This is a genomic window from Mesorhizobium sp. BR-1-1-10 (genome assembly GCF_020165595.1).
GTDB classification, from domain to species: Bacteria; Pseudomonadota; Alphaproteobacteria; order Rhizobiales; family Rhizobiaceae; genus Mesorhizobium; species Mesorhizobium australicum.
Map to the genome: position 1 here is coordinate 123,399 of NZ_JAIUIL010000008.1, position 26,116 is coordinate 149,514.

Consider the following 26,116-nt stretch of genomic DNA (forward strand, 5'->3'; position numbering starts at 1 on the left):
GATCGCATGCGGCCATGCAGCGTGAAGGTACGACGAAGCCGGCTGCTGGAGGCGGCTGTTTTGGCCACCAGATCGTAGCCATCCATAGCGGGGAGGACATTCATGAGCACCACCGACCAGCAGGCAGTGCCGCCGCGACTCGCCGTACCGGAATTGTTGATCGGCGTCGGCCTCCTGGCCTGCGCCGGGGCCGTGGCCTGGCAGACGCTGGCGATCCCGGTCTCGCCGCTCTATTCCAAGGTTGGTCCGACCGTCTTTCCCTATCTGACCATGGTCGGCCTGGTTGTGCTTTCCCTGCTGCTCATCCTCGCCGCGCTTCGCGGCGGCTGGCAGCCGGAGGAGGAAAAGGAAACGCCGACCGACTGGAAGGCGATGGGCTTCGTCGTCATCGGTCTGCTGGCCAATCTTGTGCTCATCCAGCCGCTCGGTTTCACCGCCGCGTCGGTCATCATGTTCGTTCTCGTCTGCTACGGCTTCGGCAGCAGGCATACGCTGCGCGATGTGCTCACCGGCCTGGTGCTGGCGCTGGCTGCTTATTTCGGCTTTGCCAAGGCGCTCGGCGTCAACATCGGCGCTGGTGTCGTCGAGAACCAGCTGAACATGGTGATCGACGCGTTCACCAGCACGCTGGGAGGCTGACGCCATGGATACGCTCGGCCATCTCGCACACGGTTTCGCGGTCGCTTTCAGCCCGACCAATCTTTTGTGGTGCCTGCTCGGGACGACGCTTGGCACCGCCATCGGCGTGCTGCCTGGCCTTGGGCCAGCACTGACCATCGCGCTGCTCCTGCCGATCACCTATCAGGTGGCGCCGGAGGCGTCCTTCATCCTGTTCGCCGGTATCTATTACGGCGCCATGTATGGCGGCTCGACGACGTCGATCCTTCTCAACACGCCCGGCGAGAGCGCAACCATCGTGACGGCGCTGGAAGGCAACAAGATGGCCCGCTCCGGCCGCGGCGGCGCAGCACTCGCCACCTCGGCGATCGGCTCGTTCGTCGCCGGCACACTCGGCACGCTCGGCGTCGCCTTCCTGGCCCCGGTCGTGGTCAAGTTCGCGCTGGCCTTCGGCCCGGCGGAGTATTTCTCGCTGATGGTGCTGGCATTCATCACGGTTTCGGCGGTGCTTGGGTCGTCGTCGGTGCGGGGCCTGACCAGTCTGTTTGCCGGCTTTGTAATCGGGATGATCGGCGTCGATCTGCAGACGGGCCAGCCGCGCTTCACCTTCGGCATGACGGAATTGCTCGATGGCGTCGACGTCATCATCGCCGCCGTCGGCCTGTTCGCGGTTGGCGAGACGCTCTACATGGCCTCGCGCCGCTATGCCGGCAAGGACGAGATCGTGCCGCTAAAAGGCTCGCTCTACATGACGGCGGCCGAATGGGGCCGCTCGTGGAAGGCCTGGCTGCGGGGAGCGGCGATCGGCTTCCCAATCGGCGCCATGCCGGCCGGCGGCGCCGAGATCCCGACCTTCCTGTCCTATGCCATCGAAAAGAAACTGTCGAAGCACAAGCAGGAGTTCGGTACGGTCGGCGCCATCGAAGGCGTTGCAGGGCCGGAAGCCGCCAACAACGCGTCCGCCGCCGGCGTGCTGGTGCCGATGCTGACGCTTGGGCTGCCGACCTCGGCGACGGCGGCGATCATGCTCTCGGCCTTCCAGAGCTACGGCATCAATCCGGGGCCGTTGCTCCTGACGACACAAGCCGACCTTGTCTGGGGCCTGATCGCCAGCCTGTTCATCGCCAATGTCATCCTGGTCATCCTCAACCTGCCGCTGATCGGCCTGTGGGTGCGGCTGCTGAAAATTCCCGCGCCGCAGCTTTATGCCGGGATCCTGGTATTCGCCACTGTCGGCACCTATGGCATCTCGCAGTCGCCGATCGATCTCGTCATCCTTTATCTCCTGGGCGCCGCGGGCTTCCTGATGCGGCGGTTCGATTTCCCGACCGCGCCCGTCATTATCGGCATGATCCTGGGGCCGCTCGCCGAAACCCAGTTCCGCCGGGCGATGACCATCTCCAACGGCGACTGGTCGGTGTTCTACAAGCATCCGCTGTCGCTGACCCTGCTGACGCTCGCCTTCATAGGCCTGGTCGGGCCGCATATCTGGGCCTTCATCGAGCACCGGCGGCGGCGCGGTCCCGAACATGTGCCGGGCGATGCCTGAGCGATCTGAAAAGATATGACAGACCTGCTTTCCGGTATCCGCGTCCTCGACCTGACCAATGTGCTCGCCGGGCCTTACTGTGCCTATCAGCTGGCCTTGCTGGGAGCTGACGTGATCAAGGTCGAGGGGCCGCAAGGCGGCGACTTGGCGCGCCAGCTTGGCGGCTCTCCAAAGCTCAACAGTGCCGGCATGGGCGCATCCTTCCTGGCCCAGAACGCCGGCAAACGATCGGTCATGCTCGACCTCAAGAAAGAGACGGATCGCGAGCGCTTCCTCGACCTGGTCGCCAGCGCCGATGCGCTGGTGGAGAATTTTCGACCCGGCGTGATGACACGCCTCGGGCTTGGCTACCAAATGCTGAGGGCGGTCCGCCCGGGCCTCGTCTATTGCGCGATATCGGGTTTCGGGCAGAGCGGGCCGATGCGCGACAATCCGGCCTATGACCAGATCATCCAGGGTCTTTCCGGGATCATGAGCATAACCGGCACGCCGGAAACCGCGCCGCTGCGCGTTGGCTATCCCGTCGCCGACACGCTGGGAGGCTTGGTCGGCGCGTTCTCCATCGCCGCGGCACTGGTCAGGCAGAAGACATCGGGCGAGGGTGCGTTCCTCGACGTGTCGATGCTCGAATGCACGCTTTCCGCGCTTGGCTGGCCTGTTTCCAATTACCTGACGGCAGGGGTCGATCCCAAGCCGATGGGCAATGAGAACATGACGGCGGCTCCCTCCGGCGCCTTCCGCACCGGCGATGGGCTCATCAACATCGCCGCCAACAAGCAGGAGCAGTTCGTGACGCTGTGCCGGCTGATCGGACGGCCGGAACTGGCGTCGGACCCGCGCTTTGCCGAGCGTGAGACCCGCAAGCAGAACCGCGCCGCGCTCAAGGTCGAGATCGAGGATGCTCTGGCAAGCGATCCGGCGGCAATTTGGGAAGAGACGCTCAACCGAGCCGGCGTGCCGGCGGGCCGGGTACTGACGATCCCGCAAGTGCTGACCGAACCACAAGTGCTCGAACGCCAGGTGACGGCTCGTTTCGAGGATGTGGCTGGCATGGATGGGCCGCTGACCGTCCTGCGCGGCGGGTTCATGGTAGACGGTACGGCACCGTTGCCGACGCGGCCGCCGCCTGTGCTGGGCGAGCACATGGACGAGGTGTTCGCCGGCCTGCCGCCGCGCGCCAAGGCAAAGGCCCTGACATGAGCGGCGTGGAGAAGAAAACAGGCCGCGCGCGCGGCGAGGAATGGTGGCAGACCGGCATCATCGAGATGAGCCCCGGTGTGATCCGGCTGCGCGGCTACGAGATCCAGGACCTGATCGGCCGCGTCAGCTTCCCGGCTGTCATCTGGCTGATGCTGCGTGGCGAATTGCCCAGCGAAGACGAGGCGGCACTGCTCGGCATTGCCTTGGGGGCGGCCGTCGACCACGGGCCGCAGGCGCCGTCGATCGCCATCGCCCGCATGGCGGCCACCTGTGGCGTCGGCATCAACAGCGCCATGGCCTCGGCCATCAACGTGCTGGGCGACGTGCATGGTGGCGCCGGCGAGCAGGCGCTTTCCTTCTATGGCGATATTGCCGTGGCGCTTGATGGCGGCATGGGCCTCAACGAAGCGGTTTCGACACGTCTCGACCGGTTCTTCGGGCAGGAGAAGGGCTATGTGCCGGGGCTTGGCCATCGCTTCCATCCTGTCGATCCGCGCGCGCCGCGCCTGCTGGAACTGGTCAGAGATTTTGCCGCGCGTGGCGTGGTCAACGGCCGCTTTGCCGACATTGCCGAGGCGATCGAGGCCGACGTCGCGCGGCGCAAGGGCAAAAAAATCCCGCTCAACATCGATGGCGCCACCGCCGTCATCTATGGCGAGCTCGGCTTTCCGCCGCCGCTGACGCGCGGACTCTTCGTGCTGTCGCGTTCCGTCGGCATCCTGGCGCATGCCTGGGAGCAATCTCAGCAGTCCGAGCGCAACAAGGGGCCGCTGCCGCGCGAATGGCTGTGGGCCTATAGCGGCCCGCCGGCACGGCCGCTTCCTGAAGATGAGGGCGCGGACAATTGAGGCTTATGCCTGCTCGAGCGGCGCGGGTCCGGGAAACTTCAAGGTGTTCACCAGCGTCGAGAGATCGGGCTCGTCGATGAGCATCGCGGCGTCGGCCGGCGCCAGCCAGGCCCGCTGCCGCCGCTTGGCTTCCTGCCAATCGGCAAGCTCTTCCGTCACTTCCAGCAGAAACACGACGACGTCGACGCGGACAAAGCGGTTGGCCAAACGTTTCCAGTAGGAATAGGTGCCCGCCGGCTGCTTCAGCGTCTTGCCGAGCACGCCGGCTTCCTCCAGTGCCTCGATGGTGGCTGCCTTGCGCCCGCTCTTGCCTTTCATCGGCCATCCCTTGGGCACGATGAAGCGTCTCGTGGTTCTCGATGTGACCAGCATCACCTCGATGCCGCCATGCGCATTCAGCCGGAAGGGGATCGCCGCCACCTGGCGGATCCTTTCGCCTTTCTTGGCTTGGCGTACGGTCTTTTTCTTGGTGGCTGCCATCTCGATAATCCAGTCGCTGCAATGCCCCTTAGCGTGCTGCGACGCCTTTGCAAAATCCAAACTGCCGCAGGGGCACCTGAAGTGCCCTATCATGTAAGTCGGCTAAATAAAAGAAGCTGCCGTTCGTCAGCGGCAGGTGCTCACGGCGGTGTTGCCGATTATCTGCGTCTGGCAGCTCGGCCTAACCTGCGGCACGACCGGCGGCGGTTGCTGGACGATGATGCGATCCTGGGCACGATACTGCTGTTGCTGCTGCTGAAACTGCTGCCGCTGAACCCGGTTTTGCAACGCCTGCAGATCGTTCTGCTGGATGACTGTGTTGTTTCTGACCGTGGGATTGAGCACCTGCGCGGAAGCGGGCATCGCAAAGCCGGCGCAAACCGCTCCAGCCAGCACCACCAAGGTTGATATCATCGATGAACGACGCGCACACATCCATCTATTCCTGCAAAAAAATCTCATCACACCAGATATATAGGGCTTTTGCCCGACGATGCCATGCGAGAATGCCGATCACCCTCACACCAACCGCGCCCGCTCAAGGGCTGCCACCCGCGCTGGCTGCGTGTTTCCGGCAAGGAAGAAGGGTCGGTTGCAGGCTTCAACTTTTTTCCACCAAGGAGTGGGAGATCGAAGGCCGCTTCGGCGCGGCGGAGAATCTGCTGGCACCCCCCGCATTGCACTTGACGGAGGCGATCGATTCGCCGCTCTATCGGGTCGGCGCCGGCCTCGAGCTGAATTGCGTCGATGGCGTCGGCATGTCCGTCAGGTATAATGGCGCCTTCGGGGAAACGGTCAAACAGAATGCAGTCAGCGCGTCTCTCAAGGTCAGTTTCTAGGCTGGCTCGAGGCGGAGCCGGGCGGGAGAGATCTTGATGAGGAAATACGCGTATTTCGCAGCAGTGCTGGGTGCTGCCTGCATCGCAGGCCTGCCGGCCATGGCGGCGCAAACCAAGGGCGACAAGGTGGCGGCAACGCCGCCCGCCGCAGCTGACGTGCCGCAACTGCCGGGTGGTGCTTCGGCCTTGTCCGAAACCCATGGCGACTGGACGGTCAATTGCCAGATATCGGGCACGAACAAGGTCTGCAGCCTGTCGCACCAGCAGTTCAACAAGCAAAGCAACCAACGGCTTTTGGCGATCGAGCTGTCGAGCAAAACCGGCGAGGATGCGACCGGAACGCTTGCCCTGCCTTTCGGTCTGGCGCTTGCCAAGGGTGTCGCGCTGACCATCGACGATCAGAAGCTCGACGGCAGCCTGCCGTTCAGCACCTGCCAGGTGGTCGGCTGCCTGGTGCCGGTGGCGTTCGATGCCAATGTCACGTCGCTGCTCAAGAACGGCACCACGCTCAAGATCGATGCGTTCGCGGCCGATACGGGGCAAGTCGTAAGCTTTTCCATCCCGCTCAATGGCTTCGGCGGTGCGCTTGCCCGCACGGCGGAGCTTTTGGCCAACTGACGGCTTGGCTCACCGCAAGCGACAGGATGTTGGCGGCAAACGCTTCCGCCGGCACTTGTCAGACGACGATGATTTTCAACCGCTCGGCGACGAGCGCGGCAAGCCGTGCCGCTACCTCGTCCTTGGTCATTTCAGGCCATTCCTCGACGCCGGCCTTCGACACGATCCGCACCCGGTTGCGATCACCCCCCATCACGCCTGAAGGACCGATGCCGCTTTGGTGCGACACATCGTTGGCGACGATGAGATCGGCCCCTTTCTTCGTGAGCTTGGCCTCGGCGTTGCGCAAGAGATCCTGCGTCTCGGCGGCAAAGCCGACGACCAGGCCTGGTCGCTGCTTGTGATGGCCGACACCCGCCAGGATGTCGGGGTTTTCGACCATGCGCAGCACCGGCGGGCCTTCGCCCGCGACCTTCTTGATCTTCTCACCGGCTGAATTCTCGGTGCGCCAGTCGGCAACGGCGGCGACGAACACCGCGGCGTCGGCGGGCAGAAGCTGTTCCACCGCATCGCGCATCTCCTGCGCCCGTTCGACATGGAGGGTCTTCACTCCGGCCGGATCGGCGATGGTGACGGGACCGGAGACGAGGCGCACATCGGCGCCGAGCCTTGCCAATGCCGCGGCGATGGCGTGGCCCTGCTTGCCGGACGAGCGGTTCGCGATATAGCGCACCGGGTCGATCGGCTCGTGCGTCGGGCCTGACGTGACGATGATCTTGCGCCCCGCCAGTGGCCTGGGGCCGGCATCGAGCAGCGCCTCGACCGCGGCGACGATCTCAAGCGGTTCGGCCATGCGGCCTTCGCCGGCCTCATTGCTCTCAGCCATCTCACCCTTGGCAGGGCCGACGAAGGTGATGCCGTCCTTGCCCAAGCTCGCGCGGTTGCGGCGGGTGGCGGGATGCGACCACATCCTGGGGTTCATCGCCGGGGCCATCAGCACCGGCTTGTCGGTGGCGATGAGCACGGTCGAGGCCAGATCGCTGGCATGGCCATTGGCGAGCTTGGCCATCAGGTCGGCAGTGGCGGGCGCCACCACCAGGAGGTCCGCCTCGCGCGACAGCCTGATGTGGCCGACATCGTGCTCATCATTGCGGTCGAACAGGTCAGTGAAGACATGGTCGGCGGAGAGCGCGCCGACCGACAGCGTGGTGACGAACTCCTGCGCCGCCGATGTCATGACGACGCGCACCGCCGCGCCGCGCTCGCGCAGCCGGCGAATGAGATCGAGCGCCTTGTAAGCGGCGATGCCGCCGCCGATGATAAGCAGGATGCGCCTGTTGGAAAGCGTGCCTCGCGGCAAGCTCTTGCCTGCTAATGCTGACGCCGGGGTCGGGGTGCCTTGCGAGGTGGCCAGTTCGTGCAGCGCTTTCTCGATCTGGTCGAGACGGCCAACAGGGCCGACCTGGCTGTCGACGGCGGCCCGGATCATCACCCGCGCCTGTTCTTCCATGGAGCGATCGTTTTCCGCGGCCAGCCGGCGCAGCAACTCCTTGACCTCATCGTCCAGGTTGCGGATCGTGATGCTGGCCATGTGATTGCACTCTACTCATCCCGCTTGATGGCGATGATAGCAATGCAATCAAATTGCCGCAAGCAGCTGGCTTGCCGCGAATACGGGCCTAATGAAGCTGCCAGGCAATGTAGACCAGCGTCAGCGCGATCACCCATAATGCGACACGGCCGGAACGGCTGTAGCGCGCTTCGGCCTTGCCTATGGCGCGGGCGGTCGCCTCATCGAAGCGCAGGCCGTGCTCGGCCATCAGGTCGATCTCTCGCGACAGCCGTTCCATACGGGCCGCGAGTTCCGGCGCCTGGCGGATCAGCGCCAGCATCGCCTTGCCGCCGTCGCGCGCGTCGGCCAGCAAGCCGCGTGGCCCGAGGTTCCCGGCTATCCAGCCGCCGACCACCGGTTCGGCGGTCTTCCACATGTTGAAAGCCGGATCGAGCGTGCGCGCCACGCCCTCGACAACCACCATGGTCTTCTGCAGCAGGATCAATTCCGGCCGTGTCGCCATGTCGAAGAGTTCGGTCACCTCGAACAGCAGCGTCAGAAGCTTGGCCATCGAAATGGTTTCGGCGGGTTGGCCATGGATCGGCTCGCCGATGGCGCGGATCGCCTGCGCGAAGGCAGAGACATTGTGCTGGCGCGGCACATAGCCGGCCTCGAAATGCACCTCGGCGACGCGCAGATAGTCGCGTGTGATGAAGCCGTAGAGGATTTCTGCGAGGAAGCGGCGCTCCTTCTTGCCAAGGCGTCCGGCAATGCCGAGATCGACGGCAACGATGGTGCCGTTCGCCTCGACGAACAGATTGCCCGGATGCATGTCGGCGTGGAAGAAGCCGTCGCGCAGCGTATGGCGCAGGAAGGACTGGATGAGGTTGGTGGCGATTGCCTTCAGGTCATGGCCGGCGCTTTGCAGGCCGGCGATGTCGTTCATCTTGACGCCGTCGACCCATTCCATGGTCAGCACGTCGCGGCCGGTGCGTTCCCAGTCCACCGAAGGGACGCGAAAGCCAGGGTCTTCCCTGGTGCTTTGGCCAAGTTCCGAGAGCGCGGCCGCCTCGAGGCGCAGGTCCATCTCGATCCTGGTGGTCTGCGCCAGCGTCTCGGTCACCTCGACCGGCCTCAATCGGCGCGACGACGGTATGTATTTCTCCTGCAAGCGGGCGGCGAGGAAATAGCTTTCGAGGTCCTGGAAGAAGCGGCGGCGCACGCCCGGCCGGATGACCTTGACCGCTACCTTCCTGGCGACGCCACCATCGACGGTTTCAGCGGCATGGACCTGAGCGATGGAAGCCGCGGCGACCGGGTCGCCGAACTGCTTGTAAAGATCGCCGAGTTTGCGCCCGAGCGAGGCTTCGATGGCGGCCACCGCTTCCGCCGTCGGGAAGGTGTGCATCTTGTCCTGCAGCATGGCGAGATCGAGCGCCATGTCGTTGCCGACGACATCGGGCCGCGTTGCCAGGAACTGACCAAGCTTGACGTAGGATGGGCCGAGCCGGACCACCGCCTTGGCCAGCCGATCGCTGCGCTCATAGGCGAGCGCGCGGCGGCGGGTGAACAGCCGCGCCAGCCGCCAGCCGAATTTCGGCAGGCCGGATAGTTCCTCGCCGGGCAAGGCGGCAACGACGCCCTCGCGCACCAGCACCCAACCGGCCCGTACGAGCCGGAACGCCGCGCTGACGGTGCTCATGGCCGCGTCCGCCCTACCGGTTCATCGAACTGGCGCAAGGCTCGTCGCGTGAGGAAGATCGGCGACGGCTTCAAAGCTTCCAGCCCGAATGCAGGGCCGCTATGCCGCCGGAATAGTTGCGGAAGGAGACGCGGTCGAAGCCGGCCCGAGAAATCATCGCCGCGAAGTTTTGCTGATTGGGGAATTTTGCGATCGATTCGACCAGATAGGAATAGGGCTCGCCGTCCCCGGTGACCAACTTGCCGATCCTGGGGATGGCATTGAACGACCAGGCTTCGTAGACCTTGTCGAGCAGCGGCATCTCGACCTCGGAGAACTCCAGGCACAGGATACGGCCGCCGGGCTTCAGCACGCGGAACGCCTCGCCCAGGGCCACGTCGATATGCGGGACATTGCGAATGCCGAACGCGATGGTGTAGGCGTCGAAGCTGGCGTCAGGGAAGGGCAGTTCCTCGGCATTGGCCTCGACGAAATCTGTGTTGCCGGACAACCCCTTCTTTTCAGCCCTGTCGCGCCCGACGGCAAGCATCGAGCCGTTGATGTCGAGCACGGTGGCATGGGCATGGCCATGGCTGGCATCGACGATGCGAAAGGCGATGTCGCCGGTACCACCGGCAACATCGAGCACGCGCCAGCCCGCGCGCTTGGGCGGATTGAGCCAGGCGACCATGGCATCCTTCCACAGCCGGTGCAGGCCAGCAGACATCAAATCGTTCATCAGGTCGTAGCGGTTGGCGACCTTGTGGAAAACATCGTTGACCAGGGATTGCTTCTCGCCTTCCCCTACACGCTTGAAACCATAGGAGGTTTCCATGCCGCCGGCGGCCGTGGCTCTCTCAACTGACATTTTTTTGATCCGTCATAAAACCGGCGGGACCATAGCCGATCGATGATGCGGGCGCTATTGTTTAAGGCGCGGTGTTCAGCCGCGCTTCCAGGTGGTGGGTTTCAAGACCTGGACTGACCGACGGGATGTTTGAATGCCTCTGAAAGCGGAACTGCACTGCCACATCGAAGGGGCAGCGGCGCCCGATCTCGTCATCCGCCAGGCGCAGAAATACGGCAAGGACACCTCGCCTTATATCCAGAACGGTTGTTTCGCCTGGCACGATTTCACCTCCTTTCTCGCGGCCTATGACTTCTCCGCCGACCTGTTCCGGACCGAGGAGGATTATGCGCGGCTGGCCGACCACTATCTGACCAGCCTGGCCCGCGATGGCGCCATCTACTCCGAGGTGTTCACCTCGCCCGACCACGCGACGAAAGCCGGGCTGTCACCCAAGGCCTACACCGATGCGCTCGGCGAAGGCATGCTGCGCGCCAAGGCAAAGACCGGCATCGAGGGCCGCATGATCGTCACCGGCGTGCGCCATGTCGGTGTCGAGTCGATCGAGCGCGCGGCACGCTTCGCGGCGCGTTGCGGCCATCCGCTGGTTACCGGGTTCGGCGTCGCCGGCGATGAGCGCATGGGCGAGATGGAGGACTATGTCAGGGCTTTCGAGATCGCGCGCGAGGCCGGGCTCGGCATCACCGTCCATGCCGGCGAACTGACGGGCTGGGAAACCGTCCAGGCGGCACTCGACCATATCCGCCCGTCGCGCATCGGCCATGGCGTGCGCGCCATCGAAAACCCCGACCTTGTCCGGCGCATCGCCGACGAGGGTGTCGTGCTGGAATGCTGCCCCGGCTCCAATATCGCGCTCAAGGTGTTCGACAGTTTCGCCGACCATCCCTTTCCCGCCCTGCAGGCAGCCGGCTGCAAGGTGACGCTCAACTCCGACGACCCGCCCTATTTCTGGACCTCGCTGAAGCACGAATACGATATCGCCGCCGAACATTTCTCGATGAGCGAAAAGGCGCTTGCCGCCGTCACCAGGACCGCCATCGAAGCCGCCTTCGTCGACAGGAAGACCAAGACAGCGCTTCTTGGTCGGTTGGACGCGAAAGTTCGATGAACAGTGAGTAGTCAGTAGTCGGTAGTGACGGTGCACGCATCGAGCGGTTGAAGGCCGGCGCTTTCACTGACGCAGGGACTCGCAAATCGGCTCACTATTCACTACTCACTGTTCACCACTCACTATTCCGTCGGAGCACATCATGAAGGGCGTCACCGTCGTCGATCATCCGCTTGTCCAGCACAAGCTGACCATCATGCGCAAGAAGGAGACCTCGACGGCCGGCTTCCGGCGGTTGCTGCGTGAGATATCGCTGCTGCTCGGCTATGAGGTCACCCGCAATCTCGAACTGACGACGACAACGATCGAAACGCCTATGGAGACGATGGAGGCTCCGACGCTGGAGGGCAAGAAGCTGGTCTTCGCCTCGGTGCTGCGCGCCGGCAACGGCTTGCTCGAAGGTTTGCTCGACCTGGTGCCGGCGGCCCGCGTCGCCCATGTCGGCCTCTACCGCGATCATGAAACGCTGGAGGCCGTCGAGTATTTCTTCAAGGCGCCGAGCGACCTCGCCGACCGGCTGGTCATCGTCGTCGACCCGATGCTGGCGACAGCCAATTCGGCGATCGCGGCGATCGACAAGTTGAAAGAGCGCGGCGCCACCAACATCCGCTTCCTGTGCCTGCTGGCGGCGCCCGAAGGCATCGAGCGCTTTACCAAAGCGCATCCGGATGTTCCGGTCTTCACCGCGTCCATCGACCGCCAGCTCAACGAGAAGGGCTACATCATGCCCGGCCTTGGCGATGCCGGCGACCGCATGTACGGGACGAAGTAATACCCGAGCAATGTGCTTGGTATTTTTTACCAGGCGTTTACGCAAAGACGTGGTTCCGGCGCGCGTTAAAGCGGCAAACACCATCCGGCGCTAATGATCAGCTCTTCACAAAGGCCGATCCATGCTGCGCAAGCTTCTCATTCTCAGCGTCTTTGCCGGTGCGTCGGCATCGATCCCGGTCGTCTACCAGTCGAATCCGCGAATATTCGAAAACCTGCTGAAATCGGCGGTGACGGCCAAGCCAGCGGCCGAGACGCAACCGGATGTCAGCCTGGCCTCCGTTCCCGACAAGCCGGTAGCGCCGCTGCCGACCGGCCGGAAGGTCGTGGTCGCGGCGGACGGGCGCGGACACTTCTCGTCGACCTTCAAGCTCAATGGCCGTCAAGTCGACGGCATGATCGACACCGGTGCGACGCTGGTCGCGGTCAATATGTCGACGGCACGCCGGATCGGACTGTCGCTCAATCCCTCCGATTTCAGCCACGAGGTCAACACCGCCAACGGCACCATCAAGGCAGCCGTGGTGACGATTGATCGCTTGCAGATCGGCAGCATCAGCGTCGAGGGTGTGCAGGCGATCGTACTCGACGACAGGGCACTGCGCACCAACCTGATCGGCATGAGCTTTCTCAACAGACTCGGCAAATACCAGGCCGAAAACGGCACATTGCTGCTGGTTCAGTAGGTCCACTCAGCCACGCGGCAGAATCCGCCGGATGACCGACTTGTCGGCGGCCGGCTTCGAAGCGCCGATCGCATAGGCTGAAAGCACGGTCGCGGCCGCCGTCTCGGCATCGGACGGTGAGCGGGCGTGGATCAGAGCCAGCGCATCTCCGGCGTGTACTTCCGCGCCTATGGGCAGCAGCCTTGTGATGCCGACCGAGGGGTCGATCCTGTCCTCGGGCCGGGTGCGCCCGCCGCCCAGGCCGACGACCGCAAGACCGATGTCGCGGGTGGCGATGCCAGTGACGAACCCCTCCGACCTCGCCTTCACCGCGATTTCCGTTGCTGCTTCCGACAGATATTTCTCTGGCTTCTCGATGAAATCGGCGGGGCCGCCAAGCACCGTCACCATGCGCGCGAAGGTGGCGGCGGCGCGGCCGCTGGCGAGCGTCTCGGTGGCGCGGCGCATGCCGTCCTGGTTCGACGATACCAGTCCCGCCGACTGCAGCATTTCGGCGGCCAGCGCCAGCGTCACGTCCTCCAGCCGCCGGTCGCGCAGGCGGCCGGTCAGGAAATCGACCGCATTGCGCACCTCGACGGCATTGCCGGCAGCGGAGGCAAGCGGTTCGTTCATGCCGGTGATCAGTGCCGAGACTTTCAGTCCGGCGCCGCTGGCGACTTCGACGAGGCTGTTGGCAAGCGCGGTCGCATCCCGGGATTTCTCCATGAAGGCGCCATTGCCGACCTTGACGTCGAGCACCAGCGATTGCAGGCCCGCCGCGAGCTTCTTCGACAGGATCGATGCGGTGATCAGCGGCACGGACTCCACGGTTCCGGTCACGTCGCGGATGGCGTAGAGCCGGCGATCGGCAGGTGCCAGGTCGGCGGTCTGGCCGATGATGGCGCAGCCGGTTTCCAGCACGGCTTTGCGGAACAGCGTGATGTCGGGTTGGCTGATATAGCCGGGAATGGCATCCATCTTGTCCAGCGTGCCGCCGGTATGGCCGAGGCCACGGCCCGAGATCATCGGCACATAGGCACCGCAGGCGGCAACGATCGGCGCCAGCATCAGCGAGACATTGTCGCCGACACCGCCCGTGGAATGCTTGTCGGTGACAGGGCCTGGCAAATCCGACCAGTCGAGCACGTCGCCGGAATCGCGCATGGCCAGCGTCATCGCCACCGCCTCGTCGCGGTTCATGCCGTTGAAGAACACCGCCATGGCAAAGGCCGCGACCTGGCCGTCGGTGACGGTACCCGACGTCACGCCGTCGATGAAGGCGGCGATCTCGTGAGGCGCCAGCCTGTGGCCGTCGCGCTTGTGACGGATGATTTCCTGTGGAAGCATCAGCTCTCCAGCAGCCCGTCACGGAACACGCGCTGCAGCACCGTTGCCAGCCGCGATCCGCCAACCGGCGCCATGTCCTTGGTTTCCTGGTGCGAAAGCTCGGCTCCGGTCATGCCGGCGGCCAAATTGGTGATGACCGAACAGGCAGCGACGCGAAGGCCGAGGAAACGCGCGAGAATCACTTCCGGCACGGTCGACATGCCGACGGCGTTGGCGCCCATGATGCGCGCCATGCGGATTTCGGCCGGCGTCTCGAAGCAGGGGCCCGAGAACCACATGTAGACGCCCTTGTGAAGCGCAGTGCCGGTCGCCTTCGCCGCGCCTTCGATCGCGTCGCGGATGCCGGCATCATAAGCTCCGATGAGGCCGACGAAACGGCGGTCGCTGGGCTCGCCGATCAGCGGGTTGGTGCCGGAGAAGTTGATATGATCGGTGAGCAGCATCACCGAACCCGGCGGCATATCCGGATCGACCGAGCCGGCCGCGTTGGTGAGGATCAGTTTCGTGATGCCGATGCCGGCGAGCACTTCCAGTACCGGACGCATCGCCGCGGCATTCCCATGCTCATAGTAGTGGGCGCGGCCGGACAGCATGAGCACCGGAACGCCGGCAAACAGCCCGGCGACCACTTGGCCGGCGTGGCCGCTGACACCGCTCCTGGGAAAGCCGGGCAGGTCGGCATAGGAGACGCGGATGGGATTCTCGATCCGGTCGACCAAGCCGCCCAGGCCCGAACCCAGCACAAGCGCGGTCGACGGCGCCAGGCCGTCCAGCCTTTCGATAAGGTGGTCGACCGTTTTTTGCGTCATATCAGCCAGCTCTTCATTTCAGAATGTCGCCGCGGAAGCCGTAGGGCAGCATGTCGCCCATGGTCACGGTTTCGGCCACGCCGGTGTTGTCGCAGAGATAGAGCTTCGTTTCCGGGCGGCAGAATTCGGCCAGTCGCTGGCGGCAGCCGCCGCAAGGCGAGCATTTGGCCATGCGTTCGGCAAGGACGGCGATTTCAACGATCTTGCCGCTGCCGCCCATGATATAATGGCCAAGCGCGGTGGTCTCGGCGCACCAGCCTTCCGGATAGGAGGCGACCTCGATGTTGGCGCCGGTGTAGACGCGTCCGTCCTCGGTGCGTATGGCGGCACCCACCGGGAACTTGGAATAAGGCGCATAAGCCTTGGCCATGGCAGCCTTGGCCGCTTCGAACAGATCATGCGACATTCAGGTGTTCTCTCCGATGATCGTGTGCAAAACCCGGCGCTCGTCTGCGCCGAACTGTCGACCTTTAGCGTTCCTTGACATAGGGCACGCCGCCGGCGCGCGGCGGGATGGCCTTGCCGATGAAGCCGGCAAGCAGGATGACGGTGAGGATATAGGGCAGGGCCTGCATGAACTGCACCGACACCTTGCCGACAATGGGCAGCGGCGTTCCCTGCAGGCGGATCGACGCCGCGTCGAGGAAGCCGAACAGCAGACAGGCGAACATGGCGTTGACCGGCTTCCATTTGGCGAAGATCAGCGCGGCCAGCGCGATGTAGCCCTTGCCCGCGGTCATGTCCTTCACGAAGCCGCCATTCTGCACCATCGAAAGATAGGCGCCTGCAAATCCGGTCAGGATGCCCGTGCAGATCAGCGCGCGATAGCGCAGCCAGGCGACCGAGATGCCGGCGGTGTCGACCGCGGCCGGATTCTCGCCGACCGCGCGCAGCCTGAGGCCAAAACGCGTGCGAAACAGCACCCACCAGGTGAACGGCACCATCGCAAAGGCGAAATAGACGAGGATTGAATGGCCGGAGATCAGTTCGGCATAGATCGGACCGACGATCGGCACGCCCCTGATTGCATCGGCGCCGGGCCAGATGATCGCCTCGAATCGTTCGCCCGGTTGCAGCGCCGGCGTGCGGCCACCCTGCTGGAACCATGCCTGGCCGAGAATGATGGTCGATCCGGCGGCGACGAAGTTGATCGCAACGCCCGAAACGATCTGGTTGCCGCGATGGGTGATCGAGGCAAAGCCGTGCACCAAAGCGAAGGCGACAGAGATCAGGATCGCCATGCCGAGACCGATAAGCGCCGAATGGAACACGGAAGCCGCGGCAGCACCCGCGAAGGCGCCGACCAGCATCTTGCCTTCGAGGCCGATGTCGAAAATGCCGGCCCGCTCCGAATAGAGGCCGGCGAGGCAGGCAAGCAGCAGCGGCACCGACAGGCGGATGGTAGAGTCCAGCACCTGGATGACCGCGTTGAAGATATCCATCTCAGGCGCCCTTCCCGTTGACAGCCTGCATGCCCACCGATTTCGGGCTGAACGATGCGAACAGAGCCTGGATATAGGGCCTGAACATATGCTCCAGCGCGCCGGCGAAGAGGATGACCAACCCTTGGATGATGACGATCATGTCGCGGCTGATTGCCGGCATCTCGAAGGCGAGCTCGGCGCCGCCCTGGTAAAGCATGCCGAACAGGATCGCCGCCAGCACGATGCCGACCGGATGCAGGCGGCCCATCAGCGCTACGGCGATGCCGACGAAACCGGCGCCCGAAACGAAGTCGATCGCGACATTGTGCTGGTCGCCCATCACAGGGTTGAGCGCCATCATGCCGGCCAGCGCGCCCGAGATCATCATCGCAGTGATGATGATGCGGGTTTCCGAAATGCCGGCATAGCGGGCAGCTTTCGGGCTGTGGCCATAGGTGCGCATCTCGTAGCCGAGCTTGGTGCGCCAGATCAGCAGCCAGACCAGGAAAGCCATCACCAGCGCCAGCAGGAAGCAGATGTTGAGCGGGGCCGAGCGGATCTTGGCGCCGAACAATTCGATGATCCAGTTCAGTTTCGGCAGCTCCGCACCGGCGAGGAAGTTGCGCGTCTGCGGCGCCTGCGACCCTGCCGGCTTCAGCGGACCGACCAGCAGGTAGACCATGATCGAGGCGGCGATGAAGTTGAACATGATTGTCGTGATGACGATGTGCGAGCCGCGCTTGGCCTGCAGGTAGGCGGGGATAAACGCCCACAATGCGCCCACGAGCGCCGAGGCGACGATGGCCAGCGGAAAAGTCAGCCACCAGGGCAGTGTGCTGTCGAAGGAAAGGCAAACGATGGCGATGCCGAGGCCGGCGATGTAGGCCTGTCCCTCGGTGCCGATGTTGAACAGGCCGCAATGCGCCGCCACGGCCACAGAAAGCCCGGTGAATATGAAGGTCGTGGCGTAGAAGAGGGTGAAGGCGATGCCGGTGCCCTTGCCAAAGGCGCCTTCGACCAGGATGACGGCGGCACGGAAGGGGTTTTCGCCGACCAGCATGACGACGAAGCCAGCGACGATGAAGGCGACCGACAGGTTGATCAGCGGGATCAGCCCGTAGTCGGCCCAGGCCGGCAATTTGGCGTAAGGCGTGCTCATTGCGCCGCCTCCCGATGCTCGACACCGGCCATCAGCAGGCCAAGCTCGCCTTCGGTCGCGTCGGGGCCGCGCTCGCCGACGACCCGGCCGGCAAACATCACCAGGATGCGGTCGGAGAGCGAGCGGATCTCGTCTAGCTCGACCGAGACCACCAGCACCGCCTTACCCTGGTCGCGCATGGCGATCAGGCGCTTGTGGATGAACTCGATGGCGCCGACGTCGACGCCCCGCGTCGGCTGGCCGACGATCAGCACGCCGGGGTCCTGCTCGATTTCACGCGCGAGCACGATCTTCTGCTGGTTGCCGCCGGAAAAATTGGCCGTCTTCAGGCGCGGATTGCCGGGACGAATGTCGTATTTCTCGATCTTGTCCCTGGCATCGGCCATGATGGCATCGATGTTGAGAAACGGTCCCCTGAGGTAACGGGGATCGTCGTGGTAGCCGAGGATGGAATTCTCGTTCTCCTCGAAGGCCAGCACCAGCCCGACATGGTGGCGGTCTTCCGGTACGTGGGCGAGGCCACGGTCGCGCAATTCGCCGGGATCGGCCTTGCCGGTGAGATCGATCGGCTTGCCGTCGAGCGTCACGGAACCGGAAACGGCGTGCCTGATGCCGGAAATCGCCTCAAGCAACTCGGATTGCCCGTTGCCGGCAACGCCGGCGATGCCGACGATCTCGCCGGCGCGCAAATCGAAGGAGACGTCGTCGACCATGGTGACGCCACGGGAATCCCTGACCGTCAGGTTCTTGACCGCGAGCTTGACGGCACCGGCCTCGGCTTCGCCCTTTTCGACCCTCAAGAGGACACGCCGCCCGACCATCAGTTCGGCCAGTTCCTCGACGGTGGTTTTCCTGGTCTCCCGGGTCGCCACCATCGTGCCCTGACGCATCACCGACACGGTGTCGGTGATGGCCATGATCTCGCGCAGCTTGTGGGTGATCAGCACCACCGTCTTTCCCTGTTCCTTCAACTGCCTGAGGATGCGGAACAGGTGGTCGGCCTCGGCCGGCGTCAAAACGCCCGTCGGCTCGTCGAGGATCAGGATTTCGGCGCCGCGATAAAGCGCCTTCAGGATTTCCACACGCTGCTGCAGGCCGACCGGCAGTTCTTCGATGATCGCATCGGGATCGACGTCCAGCCCGTATTCGCGCTCCAGCCGGTCAAGCTCGGAGCGCGCCTTGGCGATGCTGCTCTTCAGAAGCGCATCGGTTTCGGCGCCGAGGATGATGTTCTCCAGCACCGAGAAATTGTCGACCAGCATGAAATGCTGGTGCACCATGCCGATGCCGAGCGCGATCGCGTCGTTGGGTGTCTTGATCGATGCCGGCTTGCCGCCGACGCGGATCTCGCCGCTGTCGGCCTGGTAGAAACCGTAGAGGATCGACATCAGCGTCGACTTGCCGGCGCCGTTCTCGCCGACGATGCCGTGGATGGTGCCGCGCGCGATCTCCAGATTGATGTCGCGGTTGGCGCGCACCGCGCCGAAACTCTTGTTGATGCCGATCAGTTCGATTGCGGCTTGCGCCATGCAGCCTGTCCCACTCTTATTTTTTTATCGCTTGGTCAAAACGCCTAGCATGGCGCTCCGCCCATGCCAATTGTCCGGAGCAGCATCCACTCTCGACAAATCCCCGCGCGCTTGTCAATTTCGAACGTGGCCGAAGCTCTCACATTCGCTACTATGGCGAGGTCGATTTGACGTTGCGGCGCAAGGTGTCGCGGTACAAACTGGGGACTTTGCATGATCATGCCCGCCGACCGGCTGACGACGCTGGAAATCCGCGCAGCGGAGCAGGAGAAGACCATCGAGGAACTGTCGGGCCAGATCGCCGAGCAGTGGAAGGTGATCGAACGCATGCAGCGCAAGCTTGATGCGCTGACAGACCGCTTCCTCGCGCTTGAAGAGCAGGCGGCACCGGATGTGCCGGTGACCAAGCCGCCACACTGGTGAGGAGAGGGGGAGGGCACGGATCATGGCCGGTGAGAGCGATCGTATCGCAAGGGCCGGCGACTATGTGCTGGGCCTGATGAACGATGCCGAGCGCGAGCGGGCCGAGCGCGATCTCGAGATCGACCCTGCGTTCCGCGACGCGGTGGTGCAGCTGGCCGAGCGCATGCATGTCTTCGATCGCGCCGAAAAACCAGCCGGCGTCAATCATTGGGAACTGGTTACGCAGCGACTCGCCGAATTGCCGCAGATGCAAGGCGTTGGCCTGGGCGGCAATGATGCCAAGTCGCCGACAGTGATCCGAAGCTTGTCCCGACAGCCGTACGGCGTTGGCGTGCATTCGCTCGGCGGTAGGCGTGGACTTGTCGTGATGGCCGGGCTGATTGCGGCCTTCGCGCTCGGCTATCTCCTGGGCACATTGTGATCGAGCCGGCGCGACATCAGCATCATCGTTTCGCCGTCCTGTTCGCACAGCTCGATCGCGTCCCAGCCGAGCGCCACGTAGAACTCGCGCGCTTGCCAAGTGTAGAGGTAGAGCGTCTCGACGCCGGCTGACGCTGCATGCGCTTCGATCGCCTTGACCAGCGCGGTGCCGGTTCCCTTGCCTCGATGGCCGGCATCGACGACAAGCCCGGCCAGCCACGGTGTCAGATCATGCGCCGGTTCCAGTTCGTGGCGGACCAGCAGGCAGGTGCCTATCGGCACATCGTTCACACGGGCAACCAGAGCCTTTTCGAGGCCGTCGCTGGTCAGCAGGTTGCGGAGCCCTGCCGCATCCTCTTCCAGCGTCCTTCCCGTGCCCTCGAAGAAGGCGGCAATCCGCAGTCGCGCGACGACTTCGATGTCATGCCCGCGGATGGGTTCGATCGTTGGCTGCATTCCTCGCTCCATGCCAGCTTCGTTCGATCGGCAAAAGCAAAACCGCCGGGCTTTCGTCCGGCGGTTGCAGATCATGGCCGTACGGTGCCGCCGATCAATAGGGGCAGGCGTTGTCGGCGGTGTAGTCGTGCACCTTGACAGTACCGGCGATGATGTCGGCCTTGGCTTTTTCGACGGCCGCCTTCATTTCGTCGGTCACCAGTGCCTTGTTGTTGTCGTCCATGGCGTAGTCGACGCCGCCTTCCTTGAGGCCGAGATTCTCGACGCCACCCTTGAAGGTGCCGTTCTTGCCATCCATGAAGGCGGTGTAGACGGCAACGTCGACGCGCTTCAGCATCGAGGTCAGCACCTTGCCGGGCTGCAGTCCGTTCTGGTTGGAATCGACGCCGATGCCGAGCTTGCCGGCATCGGCCGCCGCCTGCAACACACCGACGCCGGTGCCGCCGGCAGCCGCGTAAACCACGTCGGCGCCCTGGTCGATCTGCGTCTTGGCGATCTCGCCACCCTTGGCCGGATCGTTCCACGCCGCCGGCGTATCGCCAGTCATGTTCTGGATGACGTCGGTCGCGCCAGCGGACTTGGCGCCGCCGACATAGCCGCATTCGAACTTACGGATCAGCGGGATATCCATGCCGCCGACGAAGGCAACCTTCTTCGACTTCGACGCCATCGCGGCCATGATGCCGACGAGATAGGAGCCTTCATTCTCCTTGAACACCAGCGAGCGGACATTGGGCAGGTCGACCGCATCGTCGATGATAGCGAAGTTGAGGTCCGGGTATTCGGCCGCGACCTTCTTCAGTGCATCCTCCCAGGCAAAGCCGGCCATGACGATCGGGTTGTGGCCGTCCTCGGCGAAGCGGCGCAGCGCCTGCTCGCGCTGCGAGGCATTGGACACTTCGAACTCGACATAGGCGACGCCGGTCTCGGTCTTGAATTTTTCGGCGCCATGGTAGGCAGCCTCATTGAAGGATTTGTCGAACTTGCCGCCCAGATCATAGAGGATGGCCGGCTGGACATCCGCGGCGAAAGCCGGAAGAACCATTGCGGTTGCGGCCAGAAGGCCGAGAACGATACGTTTCATGTGATCCACACCCTGTCGGTTATTTTTTCCGTTGCACACCGCCTGCAGCCCGGTTCTCCGGCAAGCAAACGACGTTAGCCAGGAGTGTATTGCCCTCCCGCTCCCGGGCAATCTGGCACGGCCCGAAACAAAATTCACGCGGAATTTTGACCTTTTGGAAAAGCGTGCCACGGGCAAGCCACGCCGCGATCCGATCTTGCGCGCAGCTTTCAGCAGCCGGCCGGAACGGTGCGGGAGATGGGTTCAGTTCGCGGCGAACTGTCCCGTGCGCCGCTGCCGCCGATAGCCGATGGCGTACAGCAGCAAGGCCAGCACCGCGAAGACGGCAAAGCCCGGCTGGTTGAGCACCCAGGCGATGACTGTGTCCCACAGCAGCGGACTGGCCTTGGCGCGGACGAAGGTTTCGAAGGCGGCCCGCGTGTCCGGCGAGACGGCCAGCCAACTGGCGTTGAGCGGGGTCAGCACAAGGGCCGAAGCCGCCACCGTGCGCGTCGTGTCGAGCACCGCCATAATGACGGAAACCGATAGCGCGACCATGGCCGCAAGACGAAAGACGAAGCGAAACATCAAGGCTCTCCCCCGGTTCCCCCTGGACGCTGACCAGAAGACCGCCGGTACATGTCCGAAACAGAAATAGAATGCGTGCGGTTCAGCTGCAATCGCGATACGCGAATTTAAGGCCCGCGCTTTTCTGGGCCCTATGCGACCGGCTCGCGCCTGGGGCGGTGAACGAGCCAGACGGCAAGAATGCCTCCGGCAATGGCGCCGACCACCAGCCCGGCCAATCCGATGAAGGCGGCAAAGTAGCCGCAGCCGCCCTCGAAGCAACTGACCTCGGCGACATCGGCGATCACCGAGCCAGCCAGGAAGCCGCCAACCGCGCCAATGATCGCGCCCAGGACGATGCCGAGCAAGGCAGCCACGATGGAAACGAAGACCGACGGCGCTTCGATCCGCGACCTGGCATAGACGCCCTCGGCGCCGGACCCACGGCGCAGCAGATAGATGCAGAGCAGGCCGATGGCGATTTCGACGCCGCCGATAAGCAGGCTCCTGGCGGAAAAGACGAAATCGGGCACGGCGAGCACATAGGCCTGCCTCGCCAGCACCCAGGCGATGGTCGCCACCTGCCAGATGATGAACTGGCGCGGGAAGCGCGCCGAGCGGCCAAAAGCAAGGCCGAGCAAATAAAGCCCCCACAGGATGGTGATGATGTCGACGGCAAGCCCGCCAAGGAGGAAATAGAAAATCCTGTCCGGCAGGCCGGAATTGCCGGTCAGCCACCAGGCGGAGGCCAGGCCGTAGACCGACCACGCCATGACGAAGATGAGCCAGCCCACCGGCACGTAGGACAGCCCGCTGTCCGGGCGCCCGGTTGGCGCCTGCCCCGGCATCCCGCCGCCCGGTTGTTCACTGCCTGATGTCATGCCCGGACGATGCCCCCCGCAAAGCCTCCGTTTCACTCGACAGGTGGCCCGCGACGAAGTCAAGCGCGGCCGGCCTTGCCGGCTCGCCTGTGCACATCATTTGGGGCGTCGGCACCTTGAAACGGATGACGCCGCGCCCTCGCGAAGCGCTGTGTGGCCGGCAAAGCGAATAGACTGTCGTTATGGCTTGGCATTCGGCGCGGGATCGACTAGATGAGCCCCGCGCCTGTTGCTTTGACGGCTCAGGTGCCGGGGAGAGGTGTCCGCTGGTTGGCGGCACCCATAGCGCGGAAATCGCTACTCCTCCCTGAAGGGACTGCATTGTCCCCAACCCGCGCGGCGAAACCGGCCGTCGCGAAAAATGCAAGGACGGAGAGGTGGCCGAGTGGTTGAAGGCGCACGCCTGGAAAGTGTGTTTACGGGAGACCGTAACGCGGGTTCGAATCCCGCTCTCTCCGCCATTCTACAGAAGGTCCGTTCCGGACACATAGGTTACGGTTTATACCGGAGACATGGGTAACACTTTTGGCCCGAAGGGGTTTTGGAGTGGTTCGAGCCTGCATGTCTCATCGTCGAAATATCCCAAATCATAGTCCATGAAGCTAGCCAGCCAGATATGGTCCTCGACCTGTTTGATGCCGACGCTCTGGCCGGCGAAAACGAGGCTGAGGTTGATCTTCTTTCTGTTATAGCAGATGCGGCCGCAGGTAGTGACGATGACAGCCTTGTCGTGAAACGGATAATCGAGATCTGGCAGGCCGGCATAGGGTCGCGTTGAGGGTGCGTAACGCTCTGCCGGACAGTCCATGCCGAGGGCCTGGTGGGGGCGTTCTGAGTTGAACTCGTCGATGAAGTCATCGAACCTGGCCTGCTGCTGCAGAAAGTTGGCGCCTGCCGGTTTGGTGGTTTCCTTCTTCAGGGTCAGGTGCATGCGTTCATGGCGCCCGTTCTGCTGCGGGCAGCCCGGTTTGATGCGCTCGATGTCGATGCCCAGGCGCAGCCACCAGACCGACAGTTTGCTGAGGTTGAACAGCGCATTGGGGCTGGCGAAGGGAACACCATTGTCGGTCCTGATCGCGCTGGGCAGGCCGAACTCCTTGAAAACCCTTTCGAACACGGTGAAGGCATAGGCTTCCTTCGTGGTCGACAGCGCCTCGCAGGCGATGAGATAACGGCTGGCGAAGTCGGTGATCGTCAGCGGATAGCAATAGCGCCGATCGGCGAGCATGAACTCGCCCTTGTAGTCGGCACACCAAAGATCGTTTGGCCGACAGCCGTTGGAAAGCGGTGTTCCCGTCGCCCTGTTGCGCCTTCGCTTGCGGTGCTCGACCATCCCGTGCCGGTCGAGCACGGCGTGCACGGTCGAAATCGCGGGCCGGTGCACATCCGGATATAGCCGGGCCAGCCGCTCGCGTATCTTCGGCGCACCCCAAGTCGGCTTGTCTTGCTTCAGACGCACAATCAGCTTCTCGATTTGAAACGGAAGCTGATTGGCATGGCGGTAGGGCCGGCGCGATCGATCCGTCAGCCCCTCCAAGCCGCTATCATTGTAGCGCGTGAGGATCTTGTAGCCGGTCTTGCGCGAGATATCGAACTCACGGCAAAGCACGGCCATCTTCTCGCCGTCCAGCAGCCGCGCGACGAACTTCAGCCGCTCGTCCATGACGTTACACTCCTTCCAAGGCACCTTGCTCCCCTTGCAAAGGGCCGAAAGTGTAACCCATCTATCCGGAATGAACTGTCACCCATCTCTCGGGAAGGGCAGAATAGCTGAATTTATTCAGCAAAATCAGGACCTCAGTGGATCGACCACCGGCGACTTAGACCAATTACTTAGACCAAACTGGCATCATTCCTCAATCTGCCCTCGGGCACGCTTCGCCGTCTGCCTTGCGACAATAGGCGGTAAGTATACTAGTGTGCCGTTCTGGTGATCTGACCATCGTGCGACGGACACGGCCCTGGAAGGAGACTTGTGCTCGTTAGAGTTATTTGGATTGTGGCTATCATCTGTTGCATCTATTGGTGGGTTCGAACCGTGGTGCCAACGATCCGGTTAGCTCTTTATTCTGGCATCCTAAAGGTGCGCGGGCGAGTTTACCTGCGCGAGATGCAACCCATCCGTTTCTGGCTCGGAGTTACTTTCAACTTCTTTGTCATATTCCTTTTTTTGCTCGGTCTGTGGGCTCTATTGAGCCCAGGGTGTTGTGGAGAAAAGGCCCCGGGCGGGGCGATAGTGGGAGCTTGGGACATCCCGCCTATGCCCAACGACCCGGGGAAGTTGAATTAGAGCCCATGCGCCTTCCGGGCCGCTGCTATGGCCTGAGCATGCCCATGGAACACATGCCATTCACCCTTGGCCGCAGCCCTGCGGAGCGCCGGGTAATCGGCCTCGTCGACATGCTCGAAGTAGGTCTGAAGGTTCAGCCCATGCTGCCGTAGCACGTTCCTATCGAGGTGCTGACTGAACGCAGTCTCGACCACAGCCACCTCAACCTCCTCGATCCCGAAGGCTTCACCCACGGGTATCTCTCCGGTCGCGACGTAGGCGTCCACGATGAATTGCTGCTGGGCCTCGCTGTGGGTTTCCCTGAAGCGGTCAAGGCCCCGGTCGGCCATCCGCACAAACTCGGCATGTTGCTTCTCTTGCTTCTCGTCGTCGTTCAGTTCGTCGTCGGCCTCGGCGTCCTCGGCATTGTCCACGGCGGGCAACTCAGGGGCCGAAGCCCCCTCGCCACTCTCGGCCCCCGTGGTTACCTGAAAGACTTTGGCGCGGTGTAGCCACGGGCAGCCAGACCGTCGACCTCGGCCTTGTTGAACTCGTCCTGCGTGATCTGCCCTCGGCCATGTCCTTGGCCTGCTGGTATGAAACCTCGATACCGCCGAGGACCTTGACCGTGGTCTTCTCGACCTCTGCCGTAGGCGGAACAATCCCGACGTCCTGATACCGGATTGCCCTTGGGTCTTCACACCCATGCGCTGGGCTGCAAGCTGCTGGTTGAACTTGGACATCGAGAGTTCGACAGCACGGTCAATCTCCTCCTGCTTGGCCAGCTCTGCCGCCTCGGTAGCAAGGGCACCTTGCTTGGCCCTGTCAGCGTCAGCCTGTGCTTCCTGTGCCCGGAACAGGCCCTTGGCCACGAGGGTGTTGTCGGTATGGAACTTGTTCGGGTTGTGCTCGACAAGAACCGGTCGTCGCGCATGCGCTCGACGGCTTCGGCCAGGCAGGCCAATGATTGTTCGGTTGGCGGATGGTGGCGAGCGCTTGTGCCGGCTCTGGGCAAGGTTGCATAGTCCAACA

General features: G+C 63.4%; 29 protein-coding genes and 1 tRNA gene. 13 read left to right on the plus strand and 17 right to left on the minus strand.

Annotation, left to right across the window (positions count from 1 at the left end; translation table 11 throughout):
- Positions 1-102 precede the first annotated feature (102 nt).
- Genes LB555_RS19165 through LB555_RS19180 form a run of 4 tightly spaced genes read left to right on the plus strand, consistent with a single transcriptional unit; the run spans position 103 to position 4,215 of the window.
- On the plus strand, positions 103-639 hold the full coding sequence (locus LB555_RS19165) for a tripartite tricarboxylate transporter TctB family protein (RefSeq protein WP_140823876.1): 537 nt from the start codon (positions 103-105) through the stop codon (positions 637-639).
- Positions 640-643: 4 nt separating this feature from the next.
- Entirely contained in the window at positions 644-2,167 is a 1,524-nt protein-coding gene (locus tag LB555_RS19170) for a tripartite tricarboxylate transporter permease (protein WP_224683494.1), read from the plus strand.
- A 15-nt stretch (positions 2,168-2,182) separates the two neighbouring features.
- A complete protein-coding gene (locus tag LB555_RS19175; protein ID WP_140721193.1) occupies positions 2,183-3,367 on the plus strand; it encodes a CaiB/BaiF CoA transferase family protein in 1,185 nt (394 codons plus the stop codon).
- Positions 3,364-4,215 carry a citryl-CoA lyase gene (locus tag LB555_RS19180; RefSeq protein WP_140618843.1) on the plus strand — a complete coding sequence of 284 codons (852 nt, stop codon included), beginning with the start codon at positions 3,364-3,366 and terminating at the stop codon, positions 4,213-4,215. Before LB555_RS19175 ends, LB555_RS19180 begins: the two co-directional genes overlap by 4 nt.
- Before the next feature lie 3 nt (positions 4,216-4,218).
- Here LB555_RS19180 and LB555_RS19185 read toward each other — a convergent pair whose 3' ends face one another.
- Both LB555_RS19185 and LB555_RS19190 read right to left on the minus strand, forming a co-directional pair.
- Positions 4,219-4,695 (minus strand): NUDIX hydrolase, encoded by a 477-nt coding sequence (locus LB555_RS19185; protein WP_140618841.1) that lies wholly within the window; start codon positions 4,693-4,695, stop codon positions 4,219-4,221.
- Positions 4,696-4,821: 126 nt separating this feature from the next.
- Positions 4,822-5,130, minus strand: a complete 309-nt coding sequence (locus LB555_RS19190; protein WP_140618839.1) for a hypothetical protein — start codon at positions 5,128-5,130, stop codon at positions 4,822-4,824.
- A 71-nt stretch (positions 5,131-5,201) separates the two neighbouring features.
- Here LB555_RS19190 and LB555_RS19195 point away from each other — a divergent pair, with 71 nt between their 5' ends.
- Together LB555_RS19195 and LB555_RS19200 are read left to right on the plus strand one after the other, a co-directional pair.
- Positions 5,202-5,534, plus strand: a complete 333-nt coding sequence (locus LB555_RS19195; protein WP_224683495.1) for a hypothetical protein — start codon at positions 5,202-5,204, stop codon at positions 5,532-5,534.
- A 36-nt stretch (positions 5,535-5,570) separates the two neighbouring features.
- On the plus strand, positions 5,571-6,152 hold the full coding sequence (locus LB555_RS19200; RefSeq protein ID WP_224683496.1) for an invasion associated locus B family protein: 582 nt from the start codon (positions 5,571-5,573) through the stop codon (positions 6,150-6,152).
- Positions 6,153-6,210: 58 nt separating this feature from the next.
- On the opposite strand, the gene coaBC is transcribed toward LB555_RS19200, so the two are convergent.
- The 3 genes from coaBC to ubiE form a co-directional block, all read right to left on the minus strand.
- Complete coding sequence (gene coaBC / locus LB555_RS19205) at positions 6,211-7,683, minus strand: bifunctional phosphopantothenoylcysteine decarboxylase/phosphopantothenate--cysteine ligase CoaBC (RefSeq protein WP_224683497.1); 1,473 nt, start codon at positions 7,681-7,683, stop codon at positions 6,211-6,213.
- Between the two features lie 88 nt (positions 7,684-7,771).
- Complete coding sequence (gene ubiB, locus LB555_RS19210) at positions 7,772-9,346, minus strand: 2-polyprenylphenol 6-hydroxylase (protein WP_224683498.1); 1,575 nt, start codon at positions 9,344-9,346, stop codon at positions 7,772-7,774.
- Positions 9,347-9,416: 70 nt separating this feature from the next.
- On the minus strand, positions 9,417-10,193 hold the full coding sequence (ubiE, locus tag LB555_RS19215) for a bifunctional demethylmenaquinone methyltransferase/2-methoxy-6-polyprenyl-1,4-benzoquinol methylase UbiE (RefSeq protein ID WP_224583225.1): 777 nt from the start codon (positions 10,191-10,193) through the stop codon (positions 9,417-9,419).
- 133 nt (positions 10,194-10,326) lie between these two features.
- On the opposite strand from ubiE, the gene LB555_RS19220 reads away from it, so the two are divergent.
- The 3 genes from LB555_RS19220 (at position 10,327) to LB555_RS19230 (ending at position 12,758) form a co-directional block, all read left to right on the plus strand.
- Positions 10,327-11,301 carry an adenosine deaminase gene (locus LB555_RS19220; protein ID WP_224683499.1) on the plus strand — a complete coding sequence of 325 codons (975 nt, stop codon included), beginning with the start codon at positions 10,327-10,329 and terminating at the stop codon, positions 11,299-11,301.
- A 142-nt stretch (positions 11,302-11,443) separates the two neighbouring features.
- A complete protein-coding gene (gene upp / locus LB555_RS19225; RefSeq protein ID WP_015315749.1) occupies positions 11,444-12,073 on the plus strand; it encodes a uracil phosphoribosyltransferase in 630 nt (209 codons plus the stop codon).
- Between the two features lie 121 nt (positions 12,074-12,194).
- Positions 12,195-12,758 (plus strand): TIGR02281 family clan AA aspartic protease, encoded by a 564-nt coding sequence (locus LB555_RS19230; RefSeq protein ID WP_023793785.1) that lies wholly within the window; start codon positions 12,195-12,197, stop codon positions 12,756-12,758.
- A gap of 6 nt (positions 12,759-12,764) precedes the next feature.
- On the opposite strand, the gene deoA is transcribed toward LB555_RS19230, so the two are convergent.
- From deoA to LB555_RS19260, 6 genes are all read right to left on the minus strand, one after another.
- Positions 12,765-14,084, minus strand: a complete 1,320-nt coding sequence (deoA, locus tag LB555_RS19235) for a thymidine phosphorylase (RefSeq protein ID WP_224683500.1) — start codon at positions 14,082-14,084, stop codon at positions 12,765-12,767.
- Entirely contained in the window at positions 14,084-14,893 is an 810-nt protein-coding gene (locus LB555_RS19240) for a purine-nucleoside phosphorylase (protein ID WP_224683501.1), read from the minus strand. Before LB555_RS19240 ends, deoA begins: the two co-directional genes overlap by 1 nt.
- A gap of 13 nt (positions 14,894-14,906) precedes the next feature.
- The gene (cdd, locus tag LB555_RS19245) at positions 14,907-15,299 is read right to left on the minus strand and encodes a cytidine deaminase (RefSeq protein ID WP_224683502.1); all 393 of its coding nucleotides are present in this window, start codon (positions 15,297-15,299) and stop codon (positions 14,907-14,909) included.
- Positions 15,300-15,363: 64 nt separating this feature from the next.
- Entirely contained in the window at positions 15,364-16,335 is a 972-nt protein-coding gene (locus LB555_RS19250) for an ABC transporter permease (protein WP_224683503.1), read from the minus strand.
- A 1-nt stretch (position 16,336) separates the two neighbouring features.
- Positions 16,337-17,476, minus strand: coding sequence for an ABC transporter permease (locus tag LB555_RS19255; RefSeq protein WP_224683504.1), 1,140 nt, complete (start codon positions 17,474-17,476; stop codon positions 16,337-16,339).
- The gene (locus LB555_RS19260) at positions 17,473-19,005 is read right to left on the minus strand and encodes an ABC transporter ATP-binding protein (RefSeq protein ID WP_140661734.1); all 1,533 of its coding nucleotides are present in this window, start codon (positions 19,003-19,005) and stop codon (positions 17,473-17,475) included. Before LB555_RS19260 ends, LB555_RS19255 begins: the two co-directional genes overlap by 4 nt.
- A gap of 216 nt (positions 19,006-19,221) precedes the next feature.
- On the opposite strand from LB555_RS19260, the gene LB555_RS19265 reads away from it, so the two are divergent.
- Both LB555_RS19265 and LB555_RS19270 read left to right on the plus strand, forming a co-directional pair.
- Entirely contained in the window at positions 19,222-19,428 is a 207-nt protein-coding gene (locus LB555_RS19265) for a SlyX family protein (protein WP_123151274.1), read from the plus strand.
- A 22-nt stretch (positions 19,429-19,450) separates the two neighbouring features.
- Positions 19,451-19,849 (plus strand): hypothetical protein, encoded by a 399-nt coding sequence (locus LB555_RS19270; RefSeq protein WP_140618821.1) that lies wholly within the window; start codon positions 19,451-19,453, stop codon positions 19,847-19,849.
- Here the strand turns inward: LB555_RS19270 and LB555_RS19275 are convergent.
- The 4 genes from LB555_RS19275 to LB555_RS19290 all read right to left on the minus strand — a co-directional run bounded on the left by LB555_RS19275 (position 19,828) and on the right by LB555_RS19290 (position 22,815).
- Positions 19,828-20,304 (minus strand): GNAT family N-acetyltransferase, encoded by a 477-nt coding sequence (locus LB555_RS19275; protein WP_224528850.1) that lies wholly within the window; start codon positions 20,302-20,304, stop codon positions 19,828-19,830. The two genes, LB555_RS19270 and LB555_RS19275, sit on opposite strands and share 22 nt — an antisense overlap.
- A 94-nt stretch (positions 20,305-20,398) precedes the next feature.
- Positions 20,399-21,388, minus strand: coding sequence for a BMP family protein (locus LB555_RS19280; protein WP_015315759.1), 990 nt, complete (start codon positions 21,386-21,388; stop codon positions 20,399-20,401).
- A 243-nt stretch (positions 21,389-21,631) separates the two neighbouring features.
- Positions 21,632-21,955: a hypothetical protein gene (locus LB555_RS19285; protein ID WP_140661735.1), complete on the minus strand. Its 324-nt coding sequence runs from the start codon at positions 21,953-21,955 to the stop codon at positions 21,632-21,634.
- 131 nt (positions 21,956-22,086) lie between these two features.
- Positions 22,087-22,815 carry a DUF2569 domain-containing protein gene (locus LB555_RS19290; RefSeq protein WP_224683505.1) on the minus strand — a complete coding sequence of 243 codons (729 nt, stop codon included), beginning with the start codon at positions 22,813-22,815 and terminating at the stop codon, positions 22,087-22,089.
- 371 nt (positions 22,816-23,186) lie between these two features.
- Here LB555_RS19290 and LB555_RS19295 point away from each other — a divergent pair.
- Positions 23,187-23,276 (plus strand) — tRNA-Ser (locus tag LB555_RS19295).
- 38 nt (positions 23,277-23,314) lie between these two features.
- Here the strand turns inward: LB555_RS19295 and LB555_RS19300 are convergent.
- Both LB555_RS19300 and LB555_RS19305 read right to left on the minus strand, forming a co-directional pair.
- Positions 23,315-24,502: an IS481 family transposase gene (locus LB555_RS19300; RefSeq protein ID WP_041163264.1), complete on the minus strand. Its 1,188-nt coding sequence runs from the start codon at positions 24,500-24,502 to the stop codon at positions 23,315-23,317.
- Positions 24,503-25,101: 599 nt separating this feature from the next.
- On the minus strand, positions 25,102-25,518 hold the full coding sequence (locus LB555_RS19305) for a hypothetical protein (protein ID WP_224683506.1): 417 nt from the start codon (positions 25,516-25,518) through the stop codon (positions 25,102-25,104).
- A 255-nt stretch (positions 25,519-25,773) separates the two neighbouring features.
- Between LB555_RS19305 and LB555_RS19310 the strand changes: the two genes are divergently transcribed.
- Complete coding sequence (locus tag LB555_RS19310) at positions 25,774-26,109, plus strand: hypothetical protein (protein ID WP_224683507.1); 336 nt, start codon at positions 25,774-25,776, stop codon at positions 26,107-26,109.
- Positions 26,110-26,116: the final 7 nt, after the last annotated feature.

Bases quoted from the DNA above. Each gene is read 5' to 3' on its own strand.
- LB555_RS19165 (WP_140823876.1), top strand. From the start codon at position 103: ATGAGCACCACCGACCAGCAGGCAGTGCCGCCGCGACTCGCCGTACCG.
- LB555_RS19170 (WP_224683494.1), top strand. From the start codon at position 644: ATGGATACGCTCGGCCATCTCGCACACGGTTTCGCGGTCGCTTTCAGC.
- LB555_RS19175 (WP_140721193.1), top strand. From the start codon at position 2,183: ATGACAGACCTGCTTTCCGGTATCCGCGTCCTCGACCTGACCAATGTG.
- LB555_RS19180 (WP_140618843.1), top strand. From the start codon at position 3,364: ATGAGCGGCGTGGAGAAGAAAACAGGCCGCGCGCGCGGCGAGGAATGG.
- LB555_RS19185 (WP_140618841.1), bottom strand. From the start codon at position 4,695: ATGGCAGCCACCAAGAAAAAGACCGTACGCCAAGCCAAGAAAGGCGAA.
- LB555_RS19190 (WP_140618839.1), bottom strand. From the start codon at position 5,130: ATGTGTGCGCGTCGTTCATCGATGATATCAACCTTGGTGGTGCTGGCT.
- LB555_RS19195 (WP_224683495.1), top strand. From the start codon at position 5,202: ATGCCGATCACCCTCACACCAACCGCGCCCGCTCAAGGGCTGCCACCC.
- LB555_RS19200 (WP_224683496.1), top strand. From the start codon at position 5,571: ATGAGGAAATACGCGTATTTCGCAGCAGTGCTGGGTGCTGCCTGCATC.
- coaBC (WP_224683497.1), bottom strand. From the start codon at position 7,683: ATGGCCAGCATCACGATCCGCAACCTGGACGATGAGGTCAAGGAGTTG.
- ubiB (WP_224683498.1), bottom strand. From the start codon at position 9,346: ATGAGCACCGTCAGCGCGGCGTTCCGGCTCGTACGGGCCGGTTGGGTG.
- ubiE (WP_224583225.1), bottom strand. From the start codon at position 10,193: ATGTCAGTTGAGAGAGCCACGGCCGCCGGCGGCATGGAAACCTCCTAT.
- LB555_RS19220 (WP_224683499.1), top strand. From the start codon at position 10,327: ATGCCTCTGAAAGCGGAACTGCACTGCCACATCGAAGGGGCAGCGGCG.
- upp (WP_015315749.1), top strand. From the start codon at position 11,444: ATGAAGGGCGTCACCGTCGTCGATCATCCGCTTGTCCAGCACAAGCTG.
- LB555_RS19230 (WP_023793785.1), top strand. From the start codon at position 12,195: ATGCTGCGCAAGCTTCTCATTCTCAGCGTCTTTGCCGGTGCGTCGGCA.
- deoA (WP_224683500.1), bottom strand. From the start codon at position 14,084: ATGCTTCCACAGGAAATCATCCGTCACAAGCGCGACGGCCACAGGCTG.
- LB555_RS19240 (WP_224683501.1), bottom strand. From the start codon at position 14,893: ATGACGCAAAAAACGGTCGACCACCTTATCGAAAGGCTGGACGGCCTG.
- cdd (WP_224683502.1), bottom strand. From the start codon at position 15,299: ATGTCGCATGATCTGTTCGAAGCGGCCAAGGCTGCCATGGCCAAGGCT.
- LB555_RS19250 (WP_224683503.1), bottom strand. From the start codon at position 16,335: ATGGATATCTTCAACGCGGTCATCCAGGTGCTGGACTCTACCATCCGC.
- LB555_RS19255 (WP_224683504.1), bottom strand. From the start codon at position 17,476: ATGAGCACGCCTTACGCCAAATTGCCGGCCTGGGCCGACTACGGGCTG.
- LB555_RS19260 (WP_140661734.1), bottom strand. From the start codon at position 19,005: ATGGCGCAAGCCGCAATCGAACTGATCGGCATCAACAAGAGTTTCGGC.
- LB555_RS19270 (WP_140618821.1), top strand. From the start codon at position 19,451: ATGGCCGGTGAGAGCGATCGTATCGCAAGGGCCGGCGACTATGTGCTG.
- LB555_RS19275 (WP_224528850.1), bottom strand. From the start codon at position 20,304: ATGCAGCCAACGATCGAACCCATCCGCGGGCATGACATCGAAGTCGTC.
- LB555_RS19280 (WP_015315759.1), bottom strand. From the start codon at position 21,388: ATGAAACGTATCGTTCTCGGCCTTCTGGCCGCAACCGCAATGGTTCTT.
- LB555_RS19285 (WP_140661735.1), bottom strand. From the start codon at position 21,955: ATGTTTCGCTTCGTCTTTCGTCTTGCGGCCATGGTCGCGCTATCGGTT.
- LB555_RS19290 (WP_224683505.1), bottom strand. From the start codon at position 22,815: ATGACATCAGGCAGTGAACAACCGGGCGGCGGGATGCCGGGGCAGGCG.